Origin of the sequence: Comamonas fluminis, from assembly GCF_019186805.1 — a bacterium.
GTDB classification, from domain to species: domain Bacteria; phylum Pseudomonadota; class Gammaproteobacteria; order Burkholderiales; family Burkholderiaceae_C; genus Comamonas; species Comamonas fluminis.
Genome location: NZ_CP066783.1, coordinates 3,176,095 through 3,199,841 on the forward strand (window position 1 = coordinate 3,176,095; position 23,747 = coordinate 3,199,841).

Here is a 23,747-nt window from a genome sequence, read left to right on the forward strand (position 1 = left end):
TTCTGAGCTGCCTGTGCGGCAGCGAACTTGGGCCTTCTGGCCTGATGGCGAGCGCGATGTTTTCTGAGCTGCCTGTGCGGCAGCGAACCAGCAATGGGTGGATCTGGCCTCGGTGCTCTTTTTCTGAGCTGCCTGTGCGGCAGCGAACCTGCACATACGCAGGCCACAGAACCCAGCGACTTTCTGAGCTGCCTGTGCGGCAGCGAACTCAGAGCCCTTTGGAGCGTCTGCATAGTCCTTTTTCTGAGCTGCCTGTGCGGCAGCGAACAATAGATGGCCTGCCTAGTACTGAGTGGCGGATTTCTGAGCTGCCTGTGCGGCAGCGAACGCCAGGCGCAAATCTCTTCAGAATCACTTGCATTTCTGAGCTGCCTGTGCGGCAGCGAACACATCGTTACCCGTTGCGACGAATTTTTTGCTTTTCTGAGCTGCCTGTGCGGCAGCGAACTGGCTCGTGTGCCTGGGGGCGGGGTGGCGGAATTTCTGAGCTGCCTGTGCGGCAACGAACGACTCTGGCTTTGTGCGCGTGCCGCGCTCTTCTTTCTGAGCTGCCTGTGCGGCAGCGAACTTGAACAGGCGTGCGGAACTGCTTTCTATAATTTTCTGAGCTGCCTGTGCGGCAGCGAACGGCGAGAGTGCACAGGCTCTGCTGAAACGATTTTTCTGAGCTGCCTGTGCGGCAGCGAACACGATGACCACGGCCAGGGCGGTGACCTTGGTTTTCTGAGCTGCCTGTGCGGCAGCGAACTTTGAAGCCGCCGTATCAGTTCCCGAAGCCTTTTTCTGAGCTGCCTGTGCGGCAGCGAACGCAGCATGAAAGCAGGGCGATCAGCAAAAACATTTCTGAGCTGCCTGTGCGGCAGCGAACACTACAGATGAATGCTGCATATGGCCTCCTATTTTCTGAGCTGCCTGTGCGGCAGCGAACTGTGCTCCTTCAGAGGATTCCCGGTTCTGCCGTTTCTGAGCTGCCTGTGCGGCAGCGAACTTGAAGCCGGGGTGCGCGCATGAAGCCCGTTTTTTTCTGAGCTGCCTGTGCGGCAGCGAACCTTTCTCCGACACTCGCCCCGGCACCGTAACTTTTCTGAGCTGCCTGTGCGGCAGCGAACCCATGCGCCTTTCAGCTCAGCAGGCACAGGCATTTCTGAGCTGCCTGTGCGGCAGCGAACATGTGGCTGCCGCACTCTTGGCACACATACCAGTTTCTGAGCTGCCTGTGCGGCAGCGAACTTCTGCAACGGGCAGTCAAAGTCGCTGATGACTTTCTGAGCTGCCTGTGCGGCAGCGAACGGTCTGCCGGTTCTGTTGAACCATCAATGCCATTTCTGAGCTGCCTGTGCGGCAGCGAACGCTGCGCTTCATGGCCTACCGCTTCAAGTTCTTTTCTGAGCTGCCTGTGCGGCAGCGAACTTACCACGCTGTAGCCCTGAAACTTCCCGAAATTTCTGAGCTGCCTGTGCGGCAGCGAACATTGAGGTGATCGGCGAAGCTTTCTTCGAGCATTTCTGAGCTGCCTGTGCGGCAGCGAACCTGATTAGTTCTGAGACTTCAGAGAAAACAGATTTCTGAGCTGCCTGTGCGGCAGCGAACTTGGAAAACGGCACTGGCTACGACTCCACCAATTTCTGAGCTGCCTGTGCGGCAGCGAACTTGCTGCGATTGCCATGATGAGCTGCCTTTCTTTTCTGAGCTGCCTGTGCGGCAGCGAACCTGTTAAAGCAAATTGTGTTGTATTTTGTACATTTCTGAGCTGCCTGTGCGGCAGCGAACAATGGGTCGAAGACCTGCCAGATGCAACCGAATTTCTGAGCTGCCTGTGCGGCAGCGAACGGCTGTGGGTCCATCAACATCGGTTTCAGCATTTTCTGAGCTGCCTGTGCGGCAGCGAACAGGCGTGATGCCCAGCGCGGCAAAGTCCTGAACTTTCTGAGCTGCCTGTGCGGCAGCGAACAAGGCCTTGCTGCACACCTATCTCATGTGGAATTTCTGAGCTGCCTGTGCGGCAGCGAACCGCATACGCGGCAACCGGGCTTTGGCCCTGCGTTTCTGAGCTGCCTGTGCGGCAGCGAACGTCGCGCAAGATGCGGAGCACCTTTGTGCGACTTTCTGAGCTGCCTGTGCGGCAGCGAACTTCGTTTGCAGGCAGAACGTGTCAAGTCCGGTTTTCTGAGCTGCCTGTGCGGCAGCGAACTGTCGGCCATGGTGGCCTGCTGCTGAAACTGCTTTCTGAGCTGCCTGTGCGGCAGCGAACGGTGAGCTGTCATCGTGGAAAGCGATTGATTTTTTCTGAGCTGCCTGTGCGGCAGCGAACTGGCATCGTCACCTCAAGCGCATCTGGGGGCATTTCTGAGCTGCCTGTGCGGCAGCGAACCAAAAAAGGACGTGAGGTCGTCGCGTACATTGTTTCTGAGCTGCCTGTGCGGCAGCGAACTTTGTCTCAGGAGGAGTTTGCTGAGCATCTGATTTCTGAGCTGCCTGTGCGGCAGCGAACCCGCTAAAGGCACGGCGAAGAACTCAGGGGAACTTTCTGAGCTGCCTGTGCGGCAGCGAACATCAAGCGTGTTGTGCCAATCTCTGATGCTTTTTTCTGAGCTGCCTGTGCGGCAGCGAACCAGCAGCATGCGACCATGGCCGATATCTCCAATTTCTGAGCTGCCTGTGCGGCAGCGAACCGGTTACTTGCGATGCACCGAACGCACCAGCATTTCTGAGCTGCCTGTGCGGCAGCGAACGCAACCGGGACAGGAGCATTCTTCAGCTCACAGTTTCTGAGCTGCCTGTGCGGCAGCGAACGGGCGCGTGACCACGCCAAGGGTTTTGCCGTTTTTCTGAGCTGCCTGTGCGGCAGCGAACCCTGAGAAACAACGGCAGTACCGCCCCCCAGATTTCTGAGCTGCCTGTGCGGCAGCGAACCCCCATCGACACTGCGCCGCTATCGCGCACAATTTCTGAGCTGCCTGTGCGGCAGCGAACCTGGTAGATCTGGGGAATGGTGCCCTCCACCTTTTCTGAGCTGCCTGTGCGGCAGCGAACTCACGCTTCCAGTCCTGGTAGATCTGGGGAATTTTCTGAGCTGCCTGTGCGGCAGCGAACTGACTTTCAAGGCGACCAAGCTGCACAACATGTTTCTGAGCTGCCTGTGCGGCAGCGAACAGATGTATTTGCAGGTATCCCAGATCCAGCAATTTCTGAGCTGCCTGTGCGGCAGCGAACGGCATCACCCCTCAAAGCATCGGCCAGTCGGTTTTCTGAGCTGCCTGTGCGGCAGCGAACATTGAGTGACGTTGGCATGAGCTGCTCTGCCATTTCTGAGCTGCCTGTGCGGCAGCGAACGTTTCAGTAGTTGCAGCAGCAGCGGCTTTTGATTTCTGAGCTGCCTGTGCGGCAGCGAACATGCGCAATGCCCAGGTTCGGTCGAATCTCATTTTCTGAGCTGCCTGTGCGGCAGCGAACTATCTGGCCATCTCGGGTGTCTACAAAAATGTTTTCTGAGCTGCCTGTGCGGCAGCGAACTGGGATACCTGTAAGTACATTCTGCTTTTGATTTTCTGAGCTGCCTGTGCGGCAGCGAACTTTTATTGCCCCAGACGTCCACATCAGGCTTATTTCTGAGCTGCCTGTGCGGCAGCGAACGTTCGGCACTGTGTGGGACTTCTACAGCGACTTTTCTGAGCTGCCTGTGCGGCAGCGAACATCAAAGACACCGAAATTCGCACTGCCCTTTTTTTCTGAGCTGCCTGTGCGGCAGCGAACGATCTCATAACTGATGTGCCTTGTTGGATTCTTTTCTGAGCTGCCTGTGCGGCAGCGAACAGAAGCAGTGACATTTGCCCCAGTGCCAATAGTTTCTGAGCTGCCTGTGCGGCAGCGAACAAGACATTCTTGATTGGATTGCTGCCCGAGATTTTCTGAGCTGCCTGTGCGGCAGCGAACGGGGTCACTGGAACTTTTGCAGGGCGCTTGACTTTCTGAGCTGCCTGTGCGGCAGCGAACCAGTTTTTCGGGCTCGTCAACGTGCTGCCCGATTTCTGAGCTGCCTGTGCGGCAGCGAACCATGCTGCCTTGAAGACCTCCACAAACATTTTTTTCTGAGCTGCCTGTGCGGCAGCGAACGGCAAGCGTGGTGTGAAGAAGGCGTAAGGGCGTTTCTGAGCTGCCTGTGCGGCAGCGAACTTTGCGTCACCAGCGCCTTGTCTTCAGGCTTCTTTCTGAGCTGCCTGTGCGGCAGCGAACCGCATTCCACGCGAAACCGAAGACCGGGACTTTTTCTGAGCTGCCTGTGCGGCAGCGAACCTTGCGACTTCATGGCCAAACGCGTTTTCGATTTTCTGAGCTGCCTGTGCGGCAGCGAACGAATGCACGTACTGGAACCAAGCGCCGGGCAATTTCTGAGCTGCCTGTGCGGCAGCGAACCTGCCTTCGATGCGTGCCTTCTTGAGCGTGACTTTCTGAGCTGCCTGTGCGGCAGCGAACATCGCAAATTACTGTGATGAGATGGTGCCCGATTTTCTGAGCTGCCTGTGCGGCAGCGAACAAAATTGTCTACCCAGGCGGACACTCCATTGATTTCTGAGCTGCCTGTGCGGCAGCGAACTCTACATCATTACCCTCACCGTCCTTGCCCTTTTTCTGAGCTGCCTGTGCGGCAGCGAACTCACAGGTGGCGTGACAGCTATCTCCGCTATCTTTCTGAGCTGCCTGTGCGGCAGCGAACTTTCTGATTGATGAATGCCACAACGATCTGCCTTTCTGAGCTGCCTGTGCGGCAGCGAACGAGAGAGAAACAGCGCCGCCGGCAATCGTCCTTTTCTGAGCTGCCTGTGCGGCAGCGAACTCGGTTTCAATCGACTCAGTCAGCGACCGGAATTTCTGAGCTGCCTGTGCGGCAGCGAACAAAGCTCTCGAGAAACGCACTGAATAATGCAATTTCTGAGCTGCCTGTGCGGCAGCGAACGATGCTTTGAGGGGTGATGCCCAACCCGGCATTTCTGAGCTGCCTGTGCGGCAGCGAACGAGATACCGCCAGATAAGTGCGGTGAAGGTCATTTCTGAGCTGCCTGTGCGGCAGCGAACGAACCATGCAGCCCATAGTGGGCGACGCATAGTTTCTGAGCTGCCTGTGCGGCAGCGAACGGTGCTGATGTGCTGCTGATGACCCAGCGCATTTTCTGAGCTGCCTGTGCGGCAGCGAACAAGCTGAACTCATTTGCAGGCTGAAACGACGATTTCTGAGCTGCCTGTGCGGCAGCGAACCATGTGCTGCCAGCACTGAAAAAAGGCCGTAATTTCTGAGCTGCCTGTGCGGCAGCGAACGCCCAAGAAATGGGCCTTCATCACCCGAATATTTTCTGAGCTGCCTGTGCGGCAGCGAACAAGGGAAGTTTCCGCATGGCGCTCGCATCAGTTTTCTGAGCTGCCTGTGCGGCAGCGAACGACGAACTGGGTTAGTTCCTCTGTCGCCTTATTTTCTGAGCTGCCTGTGCGGCAGCGAACCATGTAACTGCGGGAGGTGCCGCGTGCAGCCATTTCTGAGCTGCCTGTGCGGCAGCGAACGATGCTGAGGGGCGTGTGTCAGCGCTCTACATTTTCTGAGCTGCCTGTGCGGCAGCGAACTCCGCCTTCCCAGCTCAGCTGGGCGATGCAATTTTCTGAGCTGCCTGTGCGGCAGCGAACATCGGCCAGTCGGTGGCGTTGGGGTTCGGTTTTTTCTGAGCTGCCTGTGCGGCAGCGAACGAAAACCCCTGCCAGCCCGGAAATCAGGTCGCTTTCTGAGCTGCCTGTGCGGCAGCGAACCACCGGAACACAGGCCTTGCGCACTTCAATGATTTCTGAGCTGCCTGTGCGGCAGCGAACCGAATCACCCATCATTGGGCTATTTTTCAACATTTCTGAGCTGCCTGTGCGGCAGCGAACAACGTGTTTGGATGCTAACGCTGACCTATGCATTTCTGAGCTGCCTGTGCGGCAGCGAACGAACGGATAACAAGCCCATCGTGATCGACTCTTTTCTGAGCTGCCTGTGCGGCAGCGAACTTTCAATCTCGGTGGAGTCACCGAACTTGAATTTTCTGAGCTGCCTGTGCGGCAGCGAACGTCGAAGATGTCTGAGCAAGACATTCTTGATTTTTCTGAGCTGCCTGTGCGGCAGCGAACAGCATTTGCGATTAAACATAAGATACATAAACTTTCTGAGCTGCCTGTGCGGCAGCGAACATCTTTCAGGTCTTCGCTGGTGACGTCAAAAATTTCTGAGCTGCCTGTGCGGCAGCGAACCCGATAGCTGAGCGACGTTGACGATTTCCTGATTTCTGAGCTGCCTGTGCGGCAGCGAACACGAGCTGCCAGCTATCGAAAGGAGCCGCAATTTTCTGAGCTGCCTGTGCGGCAGCGAACCGCCAAGCATCGCGCCAGCTGGAATTCGGACTTTTCTGAGCTGCCTGTGCGGCAGCGAACGTGCACGACATTTCGCCACCAAGTTGGATCTGTTTCTGAGCTGCCTGTGCGGCAGCGAACAAGTGCTCCGCTTTAGCAGCGTTTTGCTCAACTTTCTGAGCTGCCTGTGCGGCAGCGAACCTGACCCGCTCAACGTCGAGTTCACACATGAATTTCTGAGCTGCCTGTGCGGCAGCGAACGGCCTTCTGGCCTGATGGTGAGCGCGATGTGTTTTCTGAGCTGCCTGTGCGGCAGCGAACCCTTGATCGTTGCTCGCCGCTTGATCTTTGGATTTCTGAGCTGCCTGTGCGGCAGCGAACGTCTGCAATGCCTTTTAGAGACGATGTATCGATTTCTGAGCTGCCTGTGCGGCAGCGAACAATTTCGGTGTCTTTGATCTTCTCTGCAGCTTTTTCTGAGCTGCCTGTGCGGCAGCGAACGGCAACCAGAGCGCCAGCTGCAGCAGCAGCCTTTTCTGAGCTGCCTGTGCGGCAGCGAACATGTTGATGGACCCACAGCCAAAGCATGTACATTTCTGAGCTGCCTGTGCGGCAGCGAACAAGGCCGTGCTGTCCACTTATCGCATGTGGCATTTCTGAGCTGCCTGTGCGGCAGCGAACCAGGCTTCAAAGCCTTCAAGGGTTTTGTGAATTTTCTGAGCTGCCTGTGCGGCAGCGAACGCTTGTCGACGGGATCGCTTTTTTCTGCGGGTTTTCTGAGCTGCCTGTGCGGCAGCGAACTTGGACTGCTCAGGGTCAGAGTCTGAGCGTTTTTTCTGAGCTGCCTGTGCGGCAGCGAACACATGGGCACCAAGTCCAACGGCAAAACCCTTTTTCTGAGCTGCCTGTGCGGCAGCGAACAAGACCCTCTGGAAGGGCATGGGAACGCTTACTTTCTGAGCTGCCTGTGCGGCAGCGAACCCTGCTGCACCTGGGCAGCCTCCCTGGTTTGATTTCTGAGCTGCCTGTGCGGCAGCGAACAGCAGTCAGACGGGATTCGATTTTCCGGGTCTTTTCTGAGCTGCCTGTGCGGCAGCGAACACTATGAAATAGACATCATGCTCGCAGGGAAATTTCTGAGCTGCCTGTGCGGCAGCGAACGCCGTTCTGACTGTCGGGCAGATCGACGGCCATTTCTGAGCTGCCTGTGCGGCAGCGAACGATCGGGGCGCTTTGCTTTTTCAGCCTTGCGATTTCTGAGCTGCCTGTGCGGCAGCGAACATGCGCGAGCCACCACCCTCCCAGCTCAACTGTTTCTGAGCTGCCTGTGCGGCAGCGAACTAGACCCGCGAGACGACGGCAACTGGACAGGCTTTCTGAGCTGCCTGTGCGGCAGCGAACACCGGCAAACGCTTAGGCACCATTGCCCAATTTTTCTGAGCTGCCTGTGCGGCAGCGAACGTGGCCTGAGCCATTGCCAGAGCTGGACCAGCTTTCTGAGCTGCCTGTGCGGCAGCGAACATGACTCATGAAGACCGCGTTGCTCACATCAATTTCTGAGCTGCCTGTGCGGCAGCGAACAGGGTTGGTTAATGCTCGTTTCGCTTTATCTCTTTCTGAGCTGCCTGTGCGGCAGCGAACTGGATTCTAAATCCTTCAACAAATTGATTTTTAAGGAACTAAAGCCACAACCAGCCACTCACCCCAAATTTTGGAGTGAGGGCTAAGTCATTGATTTTTCTGGGCGCCACGATGGGGTCCAGAAAAAGGGTCAAAACCAGGGCACTGTCGCGCTCAGGCTCAGGCCGTAGGTGTTGAAGTCACCCGCCACAGCTTGCGACTGGAGGGCACCATGCTCTACAAACAGACAAAACGGCTGACCGGTGCTGCTGCTGCGCAGTTGCGCAAACGGCAGGTTGGGTTTGCGTTCCACCGTGTCAGGGATGGCGGCTGTGGCTTGCTCAGCGGTTTCGCCTTTGCGGGCCATGCGGCGGCGGCGCAGGCGGTCGGCGTTGGTTTTGAACTGGCGGCGCTGCACCATGCGGTGTTGCGCATCCGCTGGCACAGCGGCCTGGTCAGAAACCTGCACGTGGTCGCGCATGCCTTTGAGCCAGGGCTCCGCCATCAGCGCCTGCAGTGCCGCTTGCGAGCCATGCAACCGCAGGACAGCCCCCAAAGTGCGCTTGCCCAGCGGGGCATTCACATGCTGCGGAAAGCTCACGCCAATGTCACTGGCTTTGCATTGCACCAGTGCCCGGTGCAGCTTGCTCAGCAGCGCGCCCAGCAGATGAGCGTGGCTGAACTCCGGGTCGGGCAACAAGGTGATGTCGATGTAATGCGTGGTCATGCTTGATCCACCATCAGCTGGCATCACCAAACACGCCGCCGCGGATCAGCACGGCCATCACAAAGTGCTGCTGCTCTGCGGCGGGCACCTGGTCTTTCAGCAACCAGTTGTCCAGCAGCGTGTAGAAGTCCTGCTTTTGCTTGGGCTGGCGATAGGCTTTGCCCTGTGTGGTGACGGAGCCATAGGGCTCGACCGCAATCGGGCCCAGCTCGCCAGCGCCCTCGTACCAGGTATCGATGGTGCGAATGGCGTTACCGATTTTTTGCGAGTGCATGGCCGCCACGCCATCCACGTCATACAGCGTCTTGCTCTTGCCATTGCTGCCCTTGTCCAGAATCAGCTCCTGCGACGGGAACACCTCTTGCCCTGCACCGGCACGCACAAAGGCGGTAACTTGCAGCAGCACATGGCGCTTGCCCGCCAGGCCTTCGGCAATCACTGCACCCAGCGCTTTGACTTCTGGATTGATAGCATCCAGCGTACGCAGATTCAACGCAAGCGCCTCAAAAGACCAGGTTTTTTCGGCCTTTCCGTCTTTTAGCAGCGCAACTTCCACCTGCACGTCTTCCGCCCCCTGACGGTTGCGCCACAAAAAGCGGCCATTGGCCAGGTTGGCGGCATAGCGGTTGGCCAGCTCGCCAAAACCATGCTGCTGCACATAGCCCTGCACGGTTTGAAGCAACTTGGCCTGGTACTCGGCGCTGTTGCAGGCCGATGGTGTACCAGCACCTGCCAGTACGCGCAGGGTGAATTGCACTTTCAGGGTGTCTGCGTCGGCTGGCAGCGCGGCCACATCGACGGTTTGCAGGTTGGGGTTCTCAATGGCGGCGTCCAGCTTGGCCGGGTCTTGGTCCTTGGCCTTCAAGCGGTTGCTGATGGTGCCGCGCACGGATTTGGGCTTGATGGCCACAGGCGCCCAGCTGGCAGATGCGTCGCGCGCCTCCCAACGGCCTGCGCGAAAAATGGCGTCAGACGGGTCCAGCTTGCGTTCAAAAGCCAGGACGGATGCGGTTTTCAGAGTATTCGACATGGTTGGAAATCCTTGATCAATTCGTTGAAATTGGGGTAAGAAGAAGGCACTCGGCACAAGGGCTAGTCATCGACATAGCCGTCGTCTTCCTCATCCCCGTCATCGTCCTGGGTGCCATCTGCAGCCAGCGCTGCCTGCGGCTGGTAGTCGTTACGGCAGCGGTACAAGCCTTTGGCTTCATCCACTTCCGCGCGCCATAGAAGCTCACTCACATCACGCAGACGGTGTGGGCTGATCCATTCGCCCATGGAGTACACCGACTCCACAAAGCGCAGCGGCGTCGCCATATCGCGGGCATTGGCCACGGCTCCGGCCTCATGGCGCGGGGTCAGCGCGACGTAGCCCACGGGGATGGGCACGGTCCAGCCGCTGCCCTTGGGCCGCAGCAGGTCGCCCCAGCGCACGCGGCCGTCCGCCGCTGGCTTGCCATCCGGCTCTGGCAACACCTGGTGGTTAAAGCGCGATGCATGCAGCCAGGCATCCAGCAAGGTGGCAGATGCATCCGCCTTTTGCAGATGCTGCAGTCGATCGGCCAGCAAATCGTCTCGCCCGACCAAGGCAAAGCCTGGCAGCCAGCTACGGCGCCACTGACGAAACGCATCCGCCCGTGCCGTCGCATCTTCTGGCAGCAAGGCCATCCAGGGCCTGACCTTCTTGCCCGGCATGGGCCGCGATGGCAGCAAGCTGCCGCCTGCCACACGCATGGTGGCCGCAATATCGCCCACCTGCGCCGCCCAATCAGCCATGCGATCTTCTGCGCCCTGCACCATGGCGCTGGGCGTGCCCGGTGCCAGCTGTTCTGCCACGGCAAACACCAGCGACAGCTGCAAATGCATGCGCCCTTCTTCCACAATCGCAGCCGTGCTGCCGTCCTTGTCCACGGGGTTGCGCGTCAGGTTGAAGGTACGCACAAAGCCCTGGCTCACCTGCTCTTGGTGGTGGTGGCAAACCACGCCCACACTCAGCAATTGCAGCGGAATCTGCGCCTGTGCCAGTTTGCGCTGCAGCGCCCACATCAGCCCGGTGATGGCTGTGATAGACGGGAAGCCATGCGTGAGCGGGCTGGAAATGGCATTGGCGTTTTGCACACGCAATTGCGGCAGCACCAAAATAGCTTGAGGTTGGAGCTGGCTCATGCGGCACCTCCATTGAGACCATCCAGCTTGTCGCGCAAATCACGCAGTTGCTGCTTGAAGCCGTCTTCGTCGGTCAACAGCTCCTTGCGCCACTCCCGTGCTTCCACATCGCCAAACTGCTCGCCCAGCGCCTTGTTCAGCCAAGCGCCAAAGCTCTTGCCCACCTCGGCAGGCCAGTCCATATACAGCCAGTCGCTTGCAAACCGCGCCTCTTCTGGCAGCTCGGCACGCAATGGGTCGAGCCACAGTTTTTGCATGTAGTTCAGGCCCTGAAAGCGCTCATCGTCTTTGCTCCAGCCCGGTTGCACCAGCTGCTGCAGTTCATTGGCAAACGCCACCAGTTCGTCCAGCAAGGCATCGGTGTAGGCTTTTCGTGTATCGCGGGTGGCCTTGTTCTGGGCATCCGCCTCGGCCAAGAACTTGCGCAATGCCCGCACTGTGCGGTGCACCTCAGGCCGGGCGATGAACATGCGGTCAAACACCGATTCCGCATGTACCGGCAGGCGCACGGCGCTGGGTGTCCAAGCCGGCGGCAAGGACGACAGCAAATAATTCACCCCACCCCGCTCGCTATTCAACTGACTGATGTTTTGGGGTTTCGTCCCACCCATCTTTTGCGCAGCCAGACCCGGATAGTCATGGAACACACCATCGTGAGCTTTGCGCTCACGGCGAGCCGTACGCGCAGCCTTGTTGGCCTCACCAAAGCGGTGCTCCTGAATCTCGCCATAGACGGCATGGGCCAATGATGTCGCATAGAGCGGCGCCAGTAATTCGTACTGGCCATCGTCGGTCGCATCGTTTCCCGCCAGCCAATACATCTGCTTGGCGCGGCCATGGCTGCTGGGGCCTCCAGCGCGTGGCTCGGTCAGCGACACAAACGCATCACGCAAGACCTTGGCTTGCACCGGATCGTCATGCAAAGCCTGCAGTGCAGCAACGTCGTTGGCCAGCAAGGCCGAGAGCAGGCTTTGCCCACCCACCTGCAGCTTGAGGAATTTGTACACATCCAGCGCAGCGGCATTGCCCACCACATCGCCAGCAAAGTCGGCTCCTAGTGCATGGCTGCCCAGTTCTGCAAGCGGGGGCTGCTGCGCTGGCTCCACATACAGGTTGGTGCCGCGTGCATCCGGGTGAATGGGTTTGAGGGAATGCGTGACGGCCTGAATTTGCTGCACACGTCGGGCTGCGTCTTCGAGCCACACCGCGGGTTCATGCTGCGCCAACAACTCCTGCCGCTTGGGATCTTCGTCACTCACCTTGTCCAGCTTGGCTTGCAAGCGAGACTGAATAAAGGCACGAGCAGCAGCTTTGAAGCTGTCATACGTCGCGTTCTCTTCGGCTTCTGCCATGGCGGTCTCCTCCTTTCTCATTCAAAAAAACAGTCCATTCATCCGACAGCTTTGGCAAACCCCAAAGCCTCATGCCACAACCAGCCTCCGGTACTCTCCGGCAGGCTGGCTGTGGCGTAGCGCTTGGCGCAGTCTTGCAAAGACAGGTCTCGTGCCTCGGCCAACTGCTGCAACGCTTGCAGCAAATCCACCTGCACCCAAGGCTGCACGCCGTGCTGCGGGCTGGGGCGCAATTGCGCATCGGGGATGGTGGTGCGCAGGGATTCGTCGATGCAGACATAGAGCTGCTCACCGCGCCGCTCGCCATCCACCACACGGTGCAGCCGCAGCTGCGTTTCGTCTTCATCAGGCAGCAGCACCACATCCACACGCGGTTGCGGGTCGTCGCGAAAGCGCTGGTATTGGGGCAGCACACCGGTCAGCCACAGGCTCTGCGTTGTTCCCTCGGTGCCTTCTTCATCGCCTTCGTACCAAGACAGGCAGGCAGCGCGTTTGACGGCCGTCGTCACGGTGCTGTCGGCTTCGCGGGGCAACATGGTGTCGCGCATGCGGGCGTGCTCCAAGTCCACCCAGTTGCGGCTGGGGCTGAGCTTTCCGGTGGTACGTGCCACGCGGGGGCGTGCGTCAACGGGCCACTGCGCACCACCCCATTCTTTGAGCTGGCGCGCCAGCAGTTTGCCCAGGCTATGGGATTCCAGATGGAAATGCGTGGCCGCATCGGTGCCACCTGCCGCCATGCGTTCCATCTCAAAACCTGGCTGGCAATAAGCGGCCTTACCCGGCTGATCCAGCGCGCGCAGGTTGGTGTCCAGCACTTCCACGTTGACGACTTGAACCTCAGCCACGCGATGCCGCCGCACGCGCCCGGCCAGCTGAATCAGCGAGCGCATGGAAGACGGCTCGACCACTGCCCAGTCGTAGTCATGGTCCCGGCCCACCTCGGTGACGGGAGAGCCGAGCACGATGAACAATTGGTCTGGCTCGGGGTGCGCATCCATCAGCGCACGAATGCTGGGCTGCTGAAACACTGGGTCAGCGCCATCGTCTGCACCACGGCGGTTGAGCACGGTATCGAGCTGCTGCTCGATCACCGAGCGCGCCAGCAGCGGGAACTGCGAGTGGTAGACGCACAGGTGGATGCGCACATCGGGCGCAGGTGCGCCCTGCGCATACATGGCGCGTGCCACGTCAAACAGCGGCGCGATATTGGCCATGCGGATCAGGCCAAAGCTCACGCGCTTGCCGCTGACCGGATCAATGCTATGGTTTTGAGATGCTTGATGCAGACCCCATGCGCGCTGGAGCATGAATTGCGCCAAACCATTGCGGCGCTGTGCCTTGTCCAAGCCCACGGCCTGTAACGCTTCGGGCAAGGGGACGATGGTGGCCAGCCGCCGGGCCTGTGCCTTGCTCAGTTCTGTATTGCGCTGCGCCACAAAGTTCTGGTGGGTAGCGGCAAAGTCGCTGGCCTTGGCGCAGTCCACTGCGGTGCGGTTGAACTCATCCACCCACAGGCAGCAGACTTGAATGGGCTCGTGCGGCCTGTCGCTGCGGTGTTTTTGAAACACCGCACGCCCCGCCCGGTAGGCACGAAACAGTCCCTCCACCAACGCCGGCGGCAAGGTGGCCGATGACAGCAGCACACGGCTGCCCAGCAAGCCGGCCCAGTGCACCAGGCGGGTGAGTGCAGGCAGGTCAGCCATGTCAAAGTCATCGGGCTCGTCCAGCACCAGGTCGCCCGTCAGCAGGCGCAGCATGGGCGCAATCTGGCGGCCGCCGCGCAGGCTTTCGGTGGCGGGGGTCAGGTGGTCCACGGTGCAGACCAGCAGCGGCGCAGCGATCAGGCTGCGCACCTGGACGTCGTCGGTCAGGCGCTCCAGCAAGGGGTGGTGGTCATTGCCTTCAAACAGCACCTGGCCGCCCTCGTCCAGCAAGGCCTGGGTAGAGGCGGAGCCTGTGGCCTCGGCCTGCTGCTCCCAGTATTCAAACAAGGCGCGGCTGGCGGCACCGCCCACTTTGATGGCCAGTTGCTCGTCGTTCAGCCCCAGGTCGTGCTGAAAGCTGCGCCCGGTCTGCAAGGTGAGCGTGCGCAGGCCAATGGCAAAGGCGCAGCGCATGCCCAGCGCCGGGTCGGCCAGAGCGTTCATGATGCGGGCATTGCCCAGCGTTTTGCCGCAACCGGTGGACGCCATGTTGACGATGAACGCACCCTGGCTGGCAGCACGGCTGCGCACGCTGGCCGCCAGGTCGGCCGCTTTGTCTTGCCACTGAAAGCGCGGGTTGCTGTTGCGCTTTTTGAGCCCCTTGTGGTTTTGCAGCGCAGGCAGGCTGCGCGCCAGCGTGGGCAGCGAGTGCGTGATGAGGCTGGCGTGGGCTTGCACGCCCAGCAGGTGCTCGTCCAGTGTTTGATTGAAAAATGGCGGCTTGCGCCCGTCCATCAAGCGCTGCCTGCTATCTTTTTTGGCAGTATTGGCATGCAGCGGATACGCGGCATTGCGATAGGGCTTGCGCCGCGCCTCGTCTTCGATGCTGGAGTAATGGTGGTCGGCCAGCATCAGGCACATGCGGCTGATGTGCATGGCGAAGGGGTCGTGCAGCGCGGCCCCCTGCGGGTAATGCGGCGCCAGATCGAGCAGCTTGCGCGCATAGCGGGCGGCTTGTTTGCGCCACGGCAGCTCTTGCACGGGCAGGCCGTGGGGAAACTGCCAGTACGCCCACTTTTGCGCATCACTCGCCGCCTCACGCGGTTCATTCCAGTCGGCATTGATGCGCGCCAGCAAGCCGTGGAGCAGGCGCGCAGACACATCGGCTGGGCGCGAACCAAAGCGCTTGAAGATGTGCCGCCCGTCTTCCGTCTCGTCGCCCTCTGGTGCGGTGGCGTCCTGCCGATTGGGTAAACAAGGCAAGCGGTGGTGCGTCAGCACCAGCCAGACCACGGCCTGCGCCAAGGGCGGCAGGCAGACAAAGGGGTTGGCAGCGTCTTTTTGCGCGGCGCTCCAGCCCGCATCACTCAAGCCGTCTTGCAGCAAGCGCCCGTTGGCGTGGTCCAGCCACAGGGCTTCAAAGGCCTTGCCGTCCGCGCCCACATCAGCGCAAGCCGCCAGGCGCTGCAACCAACCCGCATCGTCATCCGTGCCCACAAATGCCTGAAACACGCGCACCGACACCCATTCATGCCGATAGTGGTTGCGTTCTTTCAAGCCAGGGTTGCGCAGCCGGTCTTGAAACGCCTGCGTGGCCTTGCCCAGGTCGTGCAGCAGCGCGGCGAGGGCCGCCAAGGCAGTGATCAGCGGCAGATGGTGCCAGGTGGCTTCATCCTCGGCCCGCAGCACATTGCTGGCCGTGGTGTTGGTGGGCACCGCACCTTCGGCATTGAACTGGCGGCCATCGCCCACCACCCACAGCAGCTCGCTATGGTCGCGCCCGCGAATCCAGTGGCAGGCCACGGCGGTGTTCTTGCGGGCGCTGGCGCGCAGCAGTTTGCGCACCGTGTCCAGCCCGGCCTGGGTGATGGGCGTTTGCCAGGTGCGCTCGCCCCGGCGCTCGGCAAACTGGTCGAGGATGCGCCGGGTTTCTGTCAACGCGCGCTTGCTGCATTGGGAGACAAACAGCACGTTCATGCCGTGCCTGCCTTGTCCGCACTGGCTTGCTGCGCCAGCCGTGAGGTGTCGGTCGCAATGGCCTTGAGGCTGTCGATGATGAAGTCCAGCGATTCGCTGCGCGTGAGTGCCGCAATACAGTTGCGCCGAAACGCCTGCTCATCATCACCCCGCATCGCCGACAAAAATGCCTGCGGCAAGATGGCGGCGTCTTTGACCAAATCCGCCGCATCAAACACCAGGCCACCGCGCCGCGTCTTGCCATGCAGCACCGCCAGCCCATGCGGCAGGCCCAGCACCCAGGTGGCCGTGGCGCCCAGCCCGTAGGCCAGGTAGTTGCCATGATCGAGAAAGCGATTGGCGCTGTCCGTGCCCGAGCCGCGCTTGGCGCGGGTGAAGTCGCCATAGCCCGTGGCATCCACCGCCAGCTTGAACAGCGCCTTGGTCAAGCGTGCTTCATCGGTCAGCAAGGCCGTGACATCGGGTGCTTGCGCCACCAGGGTTTTGAACTGCGTGACCAGCGCCTGCAGCCGCGCCGCATCCACGTTAAAGCCCGCTTCACGCAGCGCCCGGGTGCTCCATTCTTTGAGCAATCGATCCAGACGCAGGCTTTGCAACTGCTTGGCGGCCTCTAATCGAAGCTCATCGTCAAACCAGAACTTCACCCAGGCTTGCAGATATTCGGTGGGCCGGTACTCGCTTTGCGGCGTGAGCCACGCGACCTCCACATCCACCTCATTGGCGCTGAACAAGGGCGTGCCGCCGCCACCGCAAAAGCCGACCAGTACACCCGCCTTGGCCAGCTCACGCATGGCCGCCTGCGTGATGGAAGTGCCCGTGCCCAGCAAAATGCTGGTGGTGTTGGCGATGGGGATGTTCCAGTACAGGCTGCGCTTGCCGGCATCGGTCACATATTCAACGCGGCCACCGTTGACGAGTACGCGGCAGTGCTCCAAGTAGTACAGGTTTGCACGTGCTGAATGAAGGATGGTTTTGAGATCCTGACTTTTGATGTCTTGCAAGCTGCCTCCCATCAGCACTTGTAACAAGACAATGCAAACACAGCAAGCACTAGCGTCAAGATGCGCATGCCTCGGTCAGCCCTCATTGCCTAGAGACACGCCAGAGTTGCTACGATTGCGCGTTAGAAATGGCCTGCCGATGCAAGCCTGAAACTGGAAAGAATCAAAAAATGAAGATAGCCACCTGGAACGTAAATTCCCTGTCCGTGCGCCTGCCGCAGGTGCTGGACTGGCTTCAGGCCAATCCCGTTGATGCGCTGGGCTTGCAAGAACTCAAACTGACGGACGATAAGTTTCCACACATGGCTTTTGAGGAAGCGGGCTACACCGCCGTTAGCCATGGCCAGAAGACCTATAACGGCGTGGCTTGGATTACACGCACTGCGGCGCGCGATGTGGTGCGCAATATTCCCGGTTTTGAAGATGAGCAGGCACGCATTATTGCCAGCACGATTGACAGCCCTTCGGGCGAGATTCGTCTCATCAATGGCTATTTCGTCAATGGCCAAGAACCCGGCTCTGAAAAATTTGCCTACAAGATGCGCTGGCTGGATGCCCTGCACGACTGGGTCCAGCAGGAGATGGCAAAGCACCCCCGGCTGGTGCTGGTCGGCGACTTCAATGTGGCCCCGGAAGACCGAGATTCCTATGACCCAGCAGGCCTGAAAGACACGATCCATCACACGGTTGAGGAGCGCGAACATTTTCGGGGGCTGCTGCAGCTGGGGCTGACGGATGCTTTTCGCATGTTCGAGCAGCCCGAGAAAAGCTTTTCCTGGTGGGATTACCGCATGCTGGGTTTTCAGAAAAATCGAGGTCTGCGCATTGACCACATTCTGGTCAGCGATGCATTAAAGCCTGCTGTCAGTGCATGCGTGGTTGATCGTCAGCCCCGTAAAAACAAGCAGCCCAGCGATCACACACCGGTCGTGGTCACGCTAGGCTGACAGGCCAGTCAGGCTTGGCCGGTGCTGAGCCACTGCACTGATTGCAGCTGGCCGCGCAGAACAAGCATGTGATGGCGAACCAGCTTCTGCACCTGGGCTGGCAGAATTTCCTGATAGAGCGCCTCCGCGGCGCTCAGCCACTTCTGCAGTTTAGCCAACACGTCTTGGATGCTGACTGCTGGCGCGAACAAGGCAGAGTCTCGCCAGGCCTGGCGGGTACGCTCCAGCACCAGTAAAGCGCCTTTGGCGGTCTGCGGCTGGCTGGTCGGGTTGACTGGCAGGGCTTCAAGTTCATTGAGCAGCTTTTGTGAAACCTGGGCAAAGCGCTGCAGCGCTTCCGAGTGCATGCCGCCATGCCCGGTTGAGAGGTAGTTGCCGCAGCACTCTCGGAACTGACGCCCGGCCTCACGGGTCAGCGCCAGCTTTTTGCCTGCAGTCTGGCTCAGAAGATCCTGAAGATGAGGCTCAATCGCGCGCTCCCAGGCGGCTTTGACAGCGAGCTTGACCTGATTCCAGTCCAGCAGGCTGCTGCCGTGCTGCGCCAGCCATTGCTGATTCAGCTCGGGCTCGATGAGGTCAAAGTCAGCGTTCTGTGCTTGACGGATCTGCGCTGTGTTCCAGCCCAGTTGATAGGCAGGGCTGTACTGATCGAAGCTTCGCCCCACCACGAAATAGGGCTCAAACCGGTATTGACGATGCCAGAATGCCTTTTCAGACTCAGGCATCGCCACACCGCTGTTCAGCACAGGCGTATATGCACCGGGCTGAGTGAGCAGCCGGTTCAAGCCGAATGGAGAGTGAAATGAGGATAAGAGAGGCACGGGGGACAACTGCAAATCATGGAAGCATTTGCAAATTATTGTCCTCCGGTGCTTTTTCGGGTCCTCAAAAACTGATGGTGCAGGTGTAGGAAAGTCTGATGGTCGCTTGTATGTAACGACTGACTTTTCTGCTCAATCAAACTCTTCGTTATCCAGCCCCAGCTCCTGCAATTTGCGCGTGATGGTGTTGCGGCCAATGCCCAGACGATTTGCAGCCTCCACACGCCGGCCATGCGTAGCCGCCAGCGCAGCGCGCAGAAGTTGCGCTTCAAATTTCTGCGACAGCTGATCCCAGACATCGTTATGCCCCTGTGCCAGCAGTTCCTGCGCTTGCTTGCCCAAGCCCTCAAGCCAGCCGCAGGGAATAGCGCTCTGCCCAGCCTCTGCAGACTCATGAGCCATAGCGCTGAAATCCTCTTCCAGCCGGGGAGCGGCACTGGCCACGGGCAGCGCCGCAGCAGGAGGCAGTTGCGCAGTCCCCGGCGGCGCAGCGCCCAGCACCTCTGGAGGCAAGTCTTTGAGTGCAATTTGCTGCGCTGGCGCCATGACGGTGAGCCAGTGGCAGATATTCTCCAGCTGGCGCACATTGCCCGGGAAGCTGAACGTCTGCAGCCTGTGCATGGCCTGACTGCTCATGCGCTTTGGCTCAACGCCCAGTTGCCGCGCACTTTGCTGCAGGAAATGCTGCGTGAGCATGGGCACGTCTTCCTTGCGTTCACGCAAGGCGGGCAAGCGCAGACGAATGACGTTCAGACGGTGAAACAAGTCTTCACGGAAAGCCCCGTCTTTAACGCGCTGCTCAAGATCCTGGTGCGTGGCGGCAATAACGCGCACATGGGCTTTGACGGCCTGATGGCCGCCCACCCGATAGAAATGCCCGTCGGAGAGCACACGCAGCAAACGCGTCTGCAACTCAAAAGGCATGTCGCCAATTTCATCCAGAAACAGCGTTCCGCCTTCGGCCTGTTCAAAGCGACCGCGTCGCTGCGTCTGGGCACCGGTGAAGGCGCCACGCTCGTGACCGAACAGCTCCGACTCCAGCAAGTCTTTGGGGATTGCTGCAGTATTGATAGCTACAAACGGCCCACCTGCAACGGGAGAGTGCTTATGCAATGCTCGGGCCACCAATTCTTTGCCTGCCCCCGATTCACCGGTAATCAGCACAGTGACCTGGCTCTGACTCAGGCGGCCAATCGCCCGAAACACATCCTGCATGGCGGGCGCCTGACCCAGCATTTCGGCCTGAACGGGGGTCTGGATATCGGCAACTTCCTCGCGCTGGCTTTCTTCCACCGCGCGGCGAATTAACTCCACCGCCTTCGGGACGTCAAACGGCTTGGGCAGATACTCAAAAGCTCCACGCTGGAAGGCAGAAACCGCGCTGTCCAGGTCGGAGTAGGCCGTCATGATGATCATGGGCAGGCCGGGCTGCTGCGCCCTCACCTGCTCCAGCAGCTCAAGGCCTGAGCCGCCGGGCATGCGAATATCGCTGACCAGCACCTGAGGCGCCTGACGCTGAGGATCCGTGCTGTCCACATCAGCCAGGGCCTTGAGAACATCGCGAGCCTGGGTAAAGCTGCGAATAGGCCAGCCCTCACGCCCCAGTGCTTTTTCCAGCACAAAGCGGATGGAAGGGTCGTCGTCCACAATCCAGATTGGCTTCATTGCTGTTGCATCCTTCCCTTCTTCGTCTGATAAATGATGTCAGGCGGCTTATGGCAGGGGAATCAGAATTCGAAAATCTGTTCTGCCGGGTTGGCTGTCGCACTCGATCAGACCATGGTGGCGCTGAACAAAGGTCTGCGCCAGAGTCAGCCCCAAACCGGAGCCCCCGTCCCTGCCGGACACCAAGGGATAGAAGATTCTTTCCTTGATGGCATCGGGCACGCCTGGACCGTTGTCAATGACATGCAATTCCAATGCCAGTCTGTAACGCTGGCGTCCCAGGGTGACTTGTCGCGCCACCCGTGTGCGCAAAATGATCTCGGCATCGCCCGCCGCAATTCGCAGGTTCATGGCCTGAGCTGCGTTCTGCACGATATTGAGCAAGGCCTGAATGAGCTGCGCGCCATCGCCGCGAAACTCAGGAATCGAGATGTCGTAGTCACGCGTGATCTTCAGTCCCTGCGGATACTCGATCAGCACCAGCGAACGCACGCGCTCGCAGACTTCATGAATATTGACGTCGCCCACTTCGTGGGGGTGACGATGGGGTGCCAGCAGGCGATCAACCAGTGCCTGCAGGCGATCGGCCTCATGAACAATGACAGTGGTGTATTCGCGCAGCTCTGGCGTTGCCAGATCCATCTGCAGCAGCTGAGCCGCACCACGAATGCCCCCCAGAGGGTTCTTGATTTCATGGGCAAGATTACGAATCAGCTCTTTATTGGCCTGTGCCTGCTCGCGAATGCGCTCCTCACGGTCCTGGCGGGCCTGCTGCTCCAGCGGCCACATCTCCACCATCACATGGCCCAGTTGCTCTACCAGCGAGACGGTGACATGCACGGGCAAGGATTCCTGCCCCAGCCGAAGCAAGGCAGCCTCAAAGCGCAAGGCAGCAAAGTCATTGGAGCGGGCACCGCTCAAGGCCTTGTCCAGCAAGGCTGGCTCTGAGAAGCACACCGCAAACTCTGTGGCCTCCATGGTGCGGCGCGACTGACCCAGCGCGTTTTCCAGCGCGGCATTGACAAAGCACACCACGCCCTGGGTATCAAGCACGGCAATCAGCGTGCACAGCCAGTCAAGAGACTGAAAACTCTGACTTTGACTGGTGTTTCTGGTAGCCGGGAAGTCCTCGGATAAAGGGGCTGCAAATGCGTTCATGAGACAAAAAACCGGTGAAGCAGCCCCTGCACGACTGCGTTAATTGGCAGGCAGACGATCCAGCTCCCGGCGAATACCAGCCACATCGCTTTCCTGGCGGGCGATATCGGCCTTGAGCTTTTCTACGCGCTCTGGGTAGCCCTGCGGGTTACGCAGCTCCAGCGCCGTGCGCACGGGATTGCCATCGTTGTATTCGGCACGCAAGGTGTTGAGCCGGCTTTGCGCCTTGTTCAGCTCGGACTGCAAAATCGCCCGGGCATCAGAGTCACGGGCTTTCTGGGCAGGATTGTCGCTGCGCACTGGCGCGGGACTTGAGGACGCAGGCGCAGCTGGCTTGGCCTTGGGCGCTGTTGCAGCCGCGCTGCCACCCGTGCTGCTGCCCCCAGATGGACGGGTGCCGTGAATCACGGTTACCCCACCGCCATCTACCGGCTTGCAACCTTTTGCCTTGGCTTGTGAAACATTGTTGGTGTATTCATTTCCGCAACGGTAGATCACATCCTGCGACCAAGCAGCAGCACCCACGGTCATCAGCAATGGCAACACTAAAAACTTCTTCATTGGCTCCTCTCAGGCAGACTGCGACTGCTTGACTGCAATGGAGTGAGTATCGCTCCAAGCGCATTGCGTTGTCGTCATTTCTTGGTATCACCTGAGACCGATAGGTTCCCTGACCCAGCCAGGTCAACCGCTGGTGCAATAAAAAAGGCGGCCAGGCCGCCTTTTTGAGTCTTTCGCCTTACAGCGAGAAGTACATGTCGTATTCGACAGGGTGCACCGACTGGCGGTAGCGAGTGACTTCGCCCATCTTCAGTTCGATGTAGGCGTCGATCATCGCATCGGAGAACACACCACCCTTGGTCAGGAAGGCGCGGTCGGCATCCAGAGCTTCCAGGGCCTGATCCAGGCTGTGGCAGACGGTAGGCACCAGCTTGTCTTCTTCGGGAGGCAGGTGGTACAGATCCTTGGTGGCAGCTTCGCCAGGATGGATCTTGTTTTCCACACCGTCCAGACCCGCCATCAACAGAGCCGCAAAGCCCAGGTAAGGGTTCATCAGTGGATCGGGGAAGCGAGCTTCCACACGACGAGCCTTGGGGTTGCTCACGTAAGGAATACGGATGGAAGCGGAGCGATTCTTGGCCGAGTAAGCCAGCTTCACAGGCGCTTCAAAGCCGGGAACCAGACGCTTGTAGCTGTTGGTGCCAGGGTTGGTGATGGCGTTCAGGGCACGGGCGTGCTTGATGATGCCGCCGATGTAGTACAGCGCGAAGTCAGACAGGCCAGCATAGCCGTCGCCTGCGAACAGGTTCTTGCCATCCTTCCACACGGACTGGTGCACGTGCATGCCGGAGCCGTTGTCACCAGCGTAGGGCTTGGGCATGAAGGTTGCCGTCTTGCCGTACGTGTTGGCCACGTTCCAGATGATGTATTTTTGCAGCTGGGTCCAGTCAGCGCGCTCGACCAGTGTCGAGAAGCGTGTGCCGATTTCGTTCTGGCCAGCGCCCGCCACTTCGTGATGGAACACTTCGACAGGAATGCCAACGGCTTCCAGCAGCAGGGACATTTCAGCGCGCATGTCTTGCGTGCTGTCGACGGGAGGCACGGGGAAGTAGCCGCCCTTGTTACGGGGACGGTGGCCACGGTTGCCCGTTTCAAACTTGGTGCCGGTGTTCCAGGGCGCTTCGTATTCTTCGATTTCGAAGAAGGGGTTCTGAGGCTCGGTACCCCAGCGCACGCCGTCGAAGATGAAGAATTCGGGTTCTGGTCCGAAGTAAGCGGTATCGCCCAGGCCGGAAGCCTTCAGATAGGCTTCTGCGCGCTTGGCGATAGAGCGGGGATCGCGGTCATAGGCCTTGCCATCGCTGGGCTCGATCACATCGCACTGCAGAATCAGTGTGGTCTCTTCAAAGAAGGGATCGATATTGGCTGTATTGGGATCAGGAACCAGCTGCATGTCCGAGGCTTCGATGCCCTTCCAGCCTGCCACGGAAGAACCGTCGAAAGCATGGCCCGAGGTGAACTTGTCCTCGTCGAAGTGCGACACAGGCACTGTCACGTGCTGTTCCTTGCCGCGGGTATCGGTAAAGCGCAGGTCCACGAACTTGACCTCGTTGTCCTGCACCATCTGCATCACGTCTGCAACGGTCTTCGCCATCAGATCTCTCCTGCCAAATTTGGCTGATCAAAAAAGGATAAATAGTACTAAGCAGTTTGCGTGCCAACTTGCCAACACGCTGCATCAAGATGCCTGAGTTCAAGGCAAAGCCATGAATCCATAAGCATATTCAGGGCAAGCAT

At 59.4% G+C, this 23,747-nt stretch carries 12 protein-coding genes and 1 CRISPR repeat array (1 of these 13 running past the window's edge); of the genes, 1 reads left to right on the forward strand and 11 read right to left on the reverse strand.

Annotated elements, in window-relative coordinates; translation table 11 throughout:
- Window positions 1–8,013: direct repeats of the CRISPR family, unit length 28 nt; unit sequence TTTCTGAGCTGCCTGTGCGGCAGCGAAC; it begins 301 nt to the left of the window's first position.
- 130 nt (window positions 8,014–8,143) lie between these two features.
- The 6 genes from cas6f to cas1f all read right to left on the reverse strand — a co-directional run bounded on the left by cas6f (window position 8,144) and on the right by cas1f (window position 16,858).
- Window positions 8,144–8,719 (reverse strand): type I-F CRISPR-associated endoribonuclease Cas6/Csy4, encoded by a 576-nt coding sequence (gene cas6f / locus JDW18_RS14830; protein ID WP_218240173.1) that lies wholly within the window; start codon window positions 8,717–8,719, stop codon window positions 8,144–8,146.
- Window positions 8,720–8,732: 13 nt separating this feature from the next.
- Window positions 8,733–9,749 carry a type I-F CRISPR-associated protein Csy3 gene (csy3, locus tag JDW18_RS14835; protein WP_218240174.1) on the reverse strand — a complete coding sequence of 339 codons (1,017 nt, stop codon included), beginning with the start codon at window positions 9,747–9,749 and terminating at the stop codon, window positions 8,733–8,735.
- Between the two features lie 62 nt (window positions 9,750–9,811).
- Window positions 9,812–10,885, reverse strand: a complete 1,074-nt coding sequence (gene csy2, locus JDW18_RS14840) for a type I-F CRISPR-associated protein Csy2 (protein WP_218240175.1) — start codon at window positions 10,883–10,885, stop codon at window positions 9,812–9,814.
- Window positions 10,882–12,237: a type I-F CRISPR-associated protein Csy1 gene (gene csy1, locus JDW18_RS14845; RefSeq protein WP_218240176.1), complete on the reverse strand. Its 1,356-nt coding sequence runs from the start codon at window positions 12,235–12,237 to the stop codon at window positions 10,882–10,884. The genes csy2 and csy1 overlap by 4 nt, the downstream gene beginning before the upstream one ends.
- A 38-nt stretch (window positions 12,238–12,275) precedes the next feature.
- The gene (gene cas3f / locus JDW18_RS14850) at window positions 12,276–15,857 is read right to left on the reverse strand and encodes a type I-F CRISPR-associated helicase Cas3f (protein ID WP_218240177.1); all 3,582 of its coding nucleotides are present in this window, start codon (window positions 15,855–15,857) and stop codon (window positions 12,276–12,278) included.
- Window positions 15,854–16,858 carry a type I-F CRISPR-associated endonuclease Cas1f gene (cas1f, locus tag JDW18_RS14855; protein WP_218240178.1) on the reverse strand — a complete coding sequence of 335 codons (1,005 nt, stop codon included), beginning with the start codon at window positions 16,856–16,858 and terminating at the stop codon, window positions 15,854–15,856. The genes cas3f and cas1f overlap by 4 nt, the downstream gene beginning before the upstream one ends.
- A gap of 170 nt (window positions 16,859–17,028) precedes the next feature.
- Between cas1f and xth the strand changes: the two genes are divergently transcribed.
- Entirely contained in the window at window positions 17,029–17,805 is a 777-nt protein-coding gene (xth, locus tag JDW18_RS14860; protein ID WP_218240179.1) for an exodeoxyribonuclease III, read from the forward strand.
- 8 nt (window positions 17,806–17,813) lie between these two features.
- Here xth and JDW18_RS14865 read toward each other — a convergent pair whose 3' ends face one another.
- The 5 genes from JDW18_RS14865 to glnA form a co-directional block, all read right to left on the reverse strand.
- Window positions 17,814–18,530, reverse strand: coding sequence for a hypothetical protein (locus tag JDW18_RS14865; RefSeq protein ID WP_218240180.1), 717 nt, complete (start codon window positions 18,528–18,530; stop codon window positions 17,814–17,816).
- 228 nt (window positions 18,531–18,758) lie between these two features.
- The gene (gene ntrC / locus JDW18_RS14870; protein WP_218240181.1) at window positions 18,759–20,291 is read right to left on the reverse strand and encodes a nitrogen regulation protein NR(I); all 1,533 of its coding nucleotides are present in this window, start codon (window positions 20,289–20,291) and stop codon (window positions 18,759–18,761) included.
- A 48-nt stretch (window positions 20,292–20,339) separates the two neighbouring features.
- Entirely contained in the window at window positions 20,340–21,449 is a 1,110-nt protein-coding gene (glnL, locus tag JDW18_RS14875) for a nitrogen regulation protein NR(II) (RefSeq protein WP_246609951.1), read from the reverse strand.
- A gap of 39 nt (window positions 21,450–21,488) precedes the next feature.
- Window positions 21,489–22,010 (reverse strand): hypothetical protein, encoded by a 522-nt coding sequence (locus tag JDW18_RS14880; RefSeq protein WP_218240182.1) that lies wholly within the window; start codon window positions 22,008–22,010, stop codon window positions 21,489–21,491.
- Window positions 22,011–22,188: 178 nt separating this feature from the next.
- Window positions 22,189–23,604: a type I glutamate--ammonia ligase gene (gene glnA, locus JDW18_RS14885; protein ID WP_218240183.1), complete on the reverse strand. Its 1,416-nt coding sequence runs from the start codon at window positions 23,602–23,604 to the stop codon at window positions 22,189–22,191.
- Window positions 23,605–23,747 lie beyond the last annotated feature (143 nt).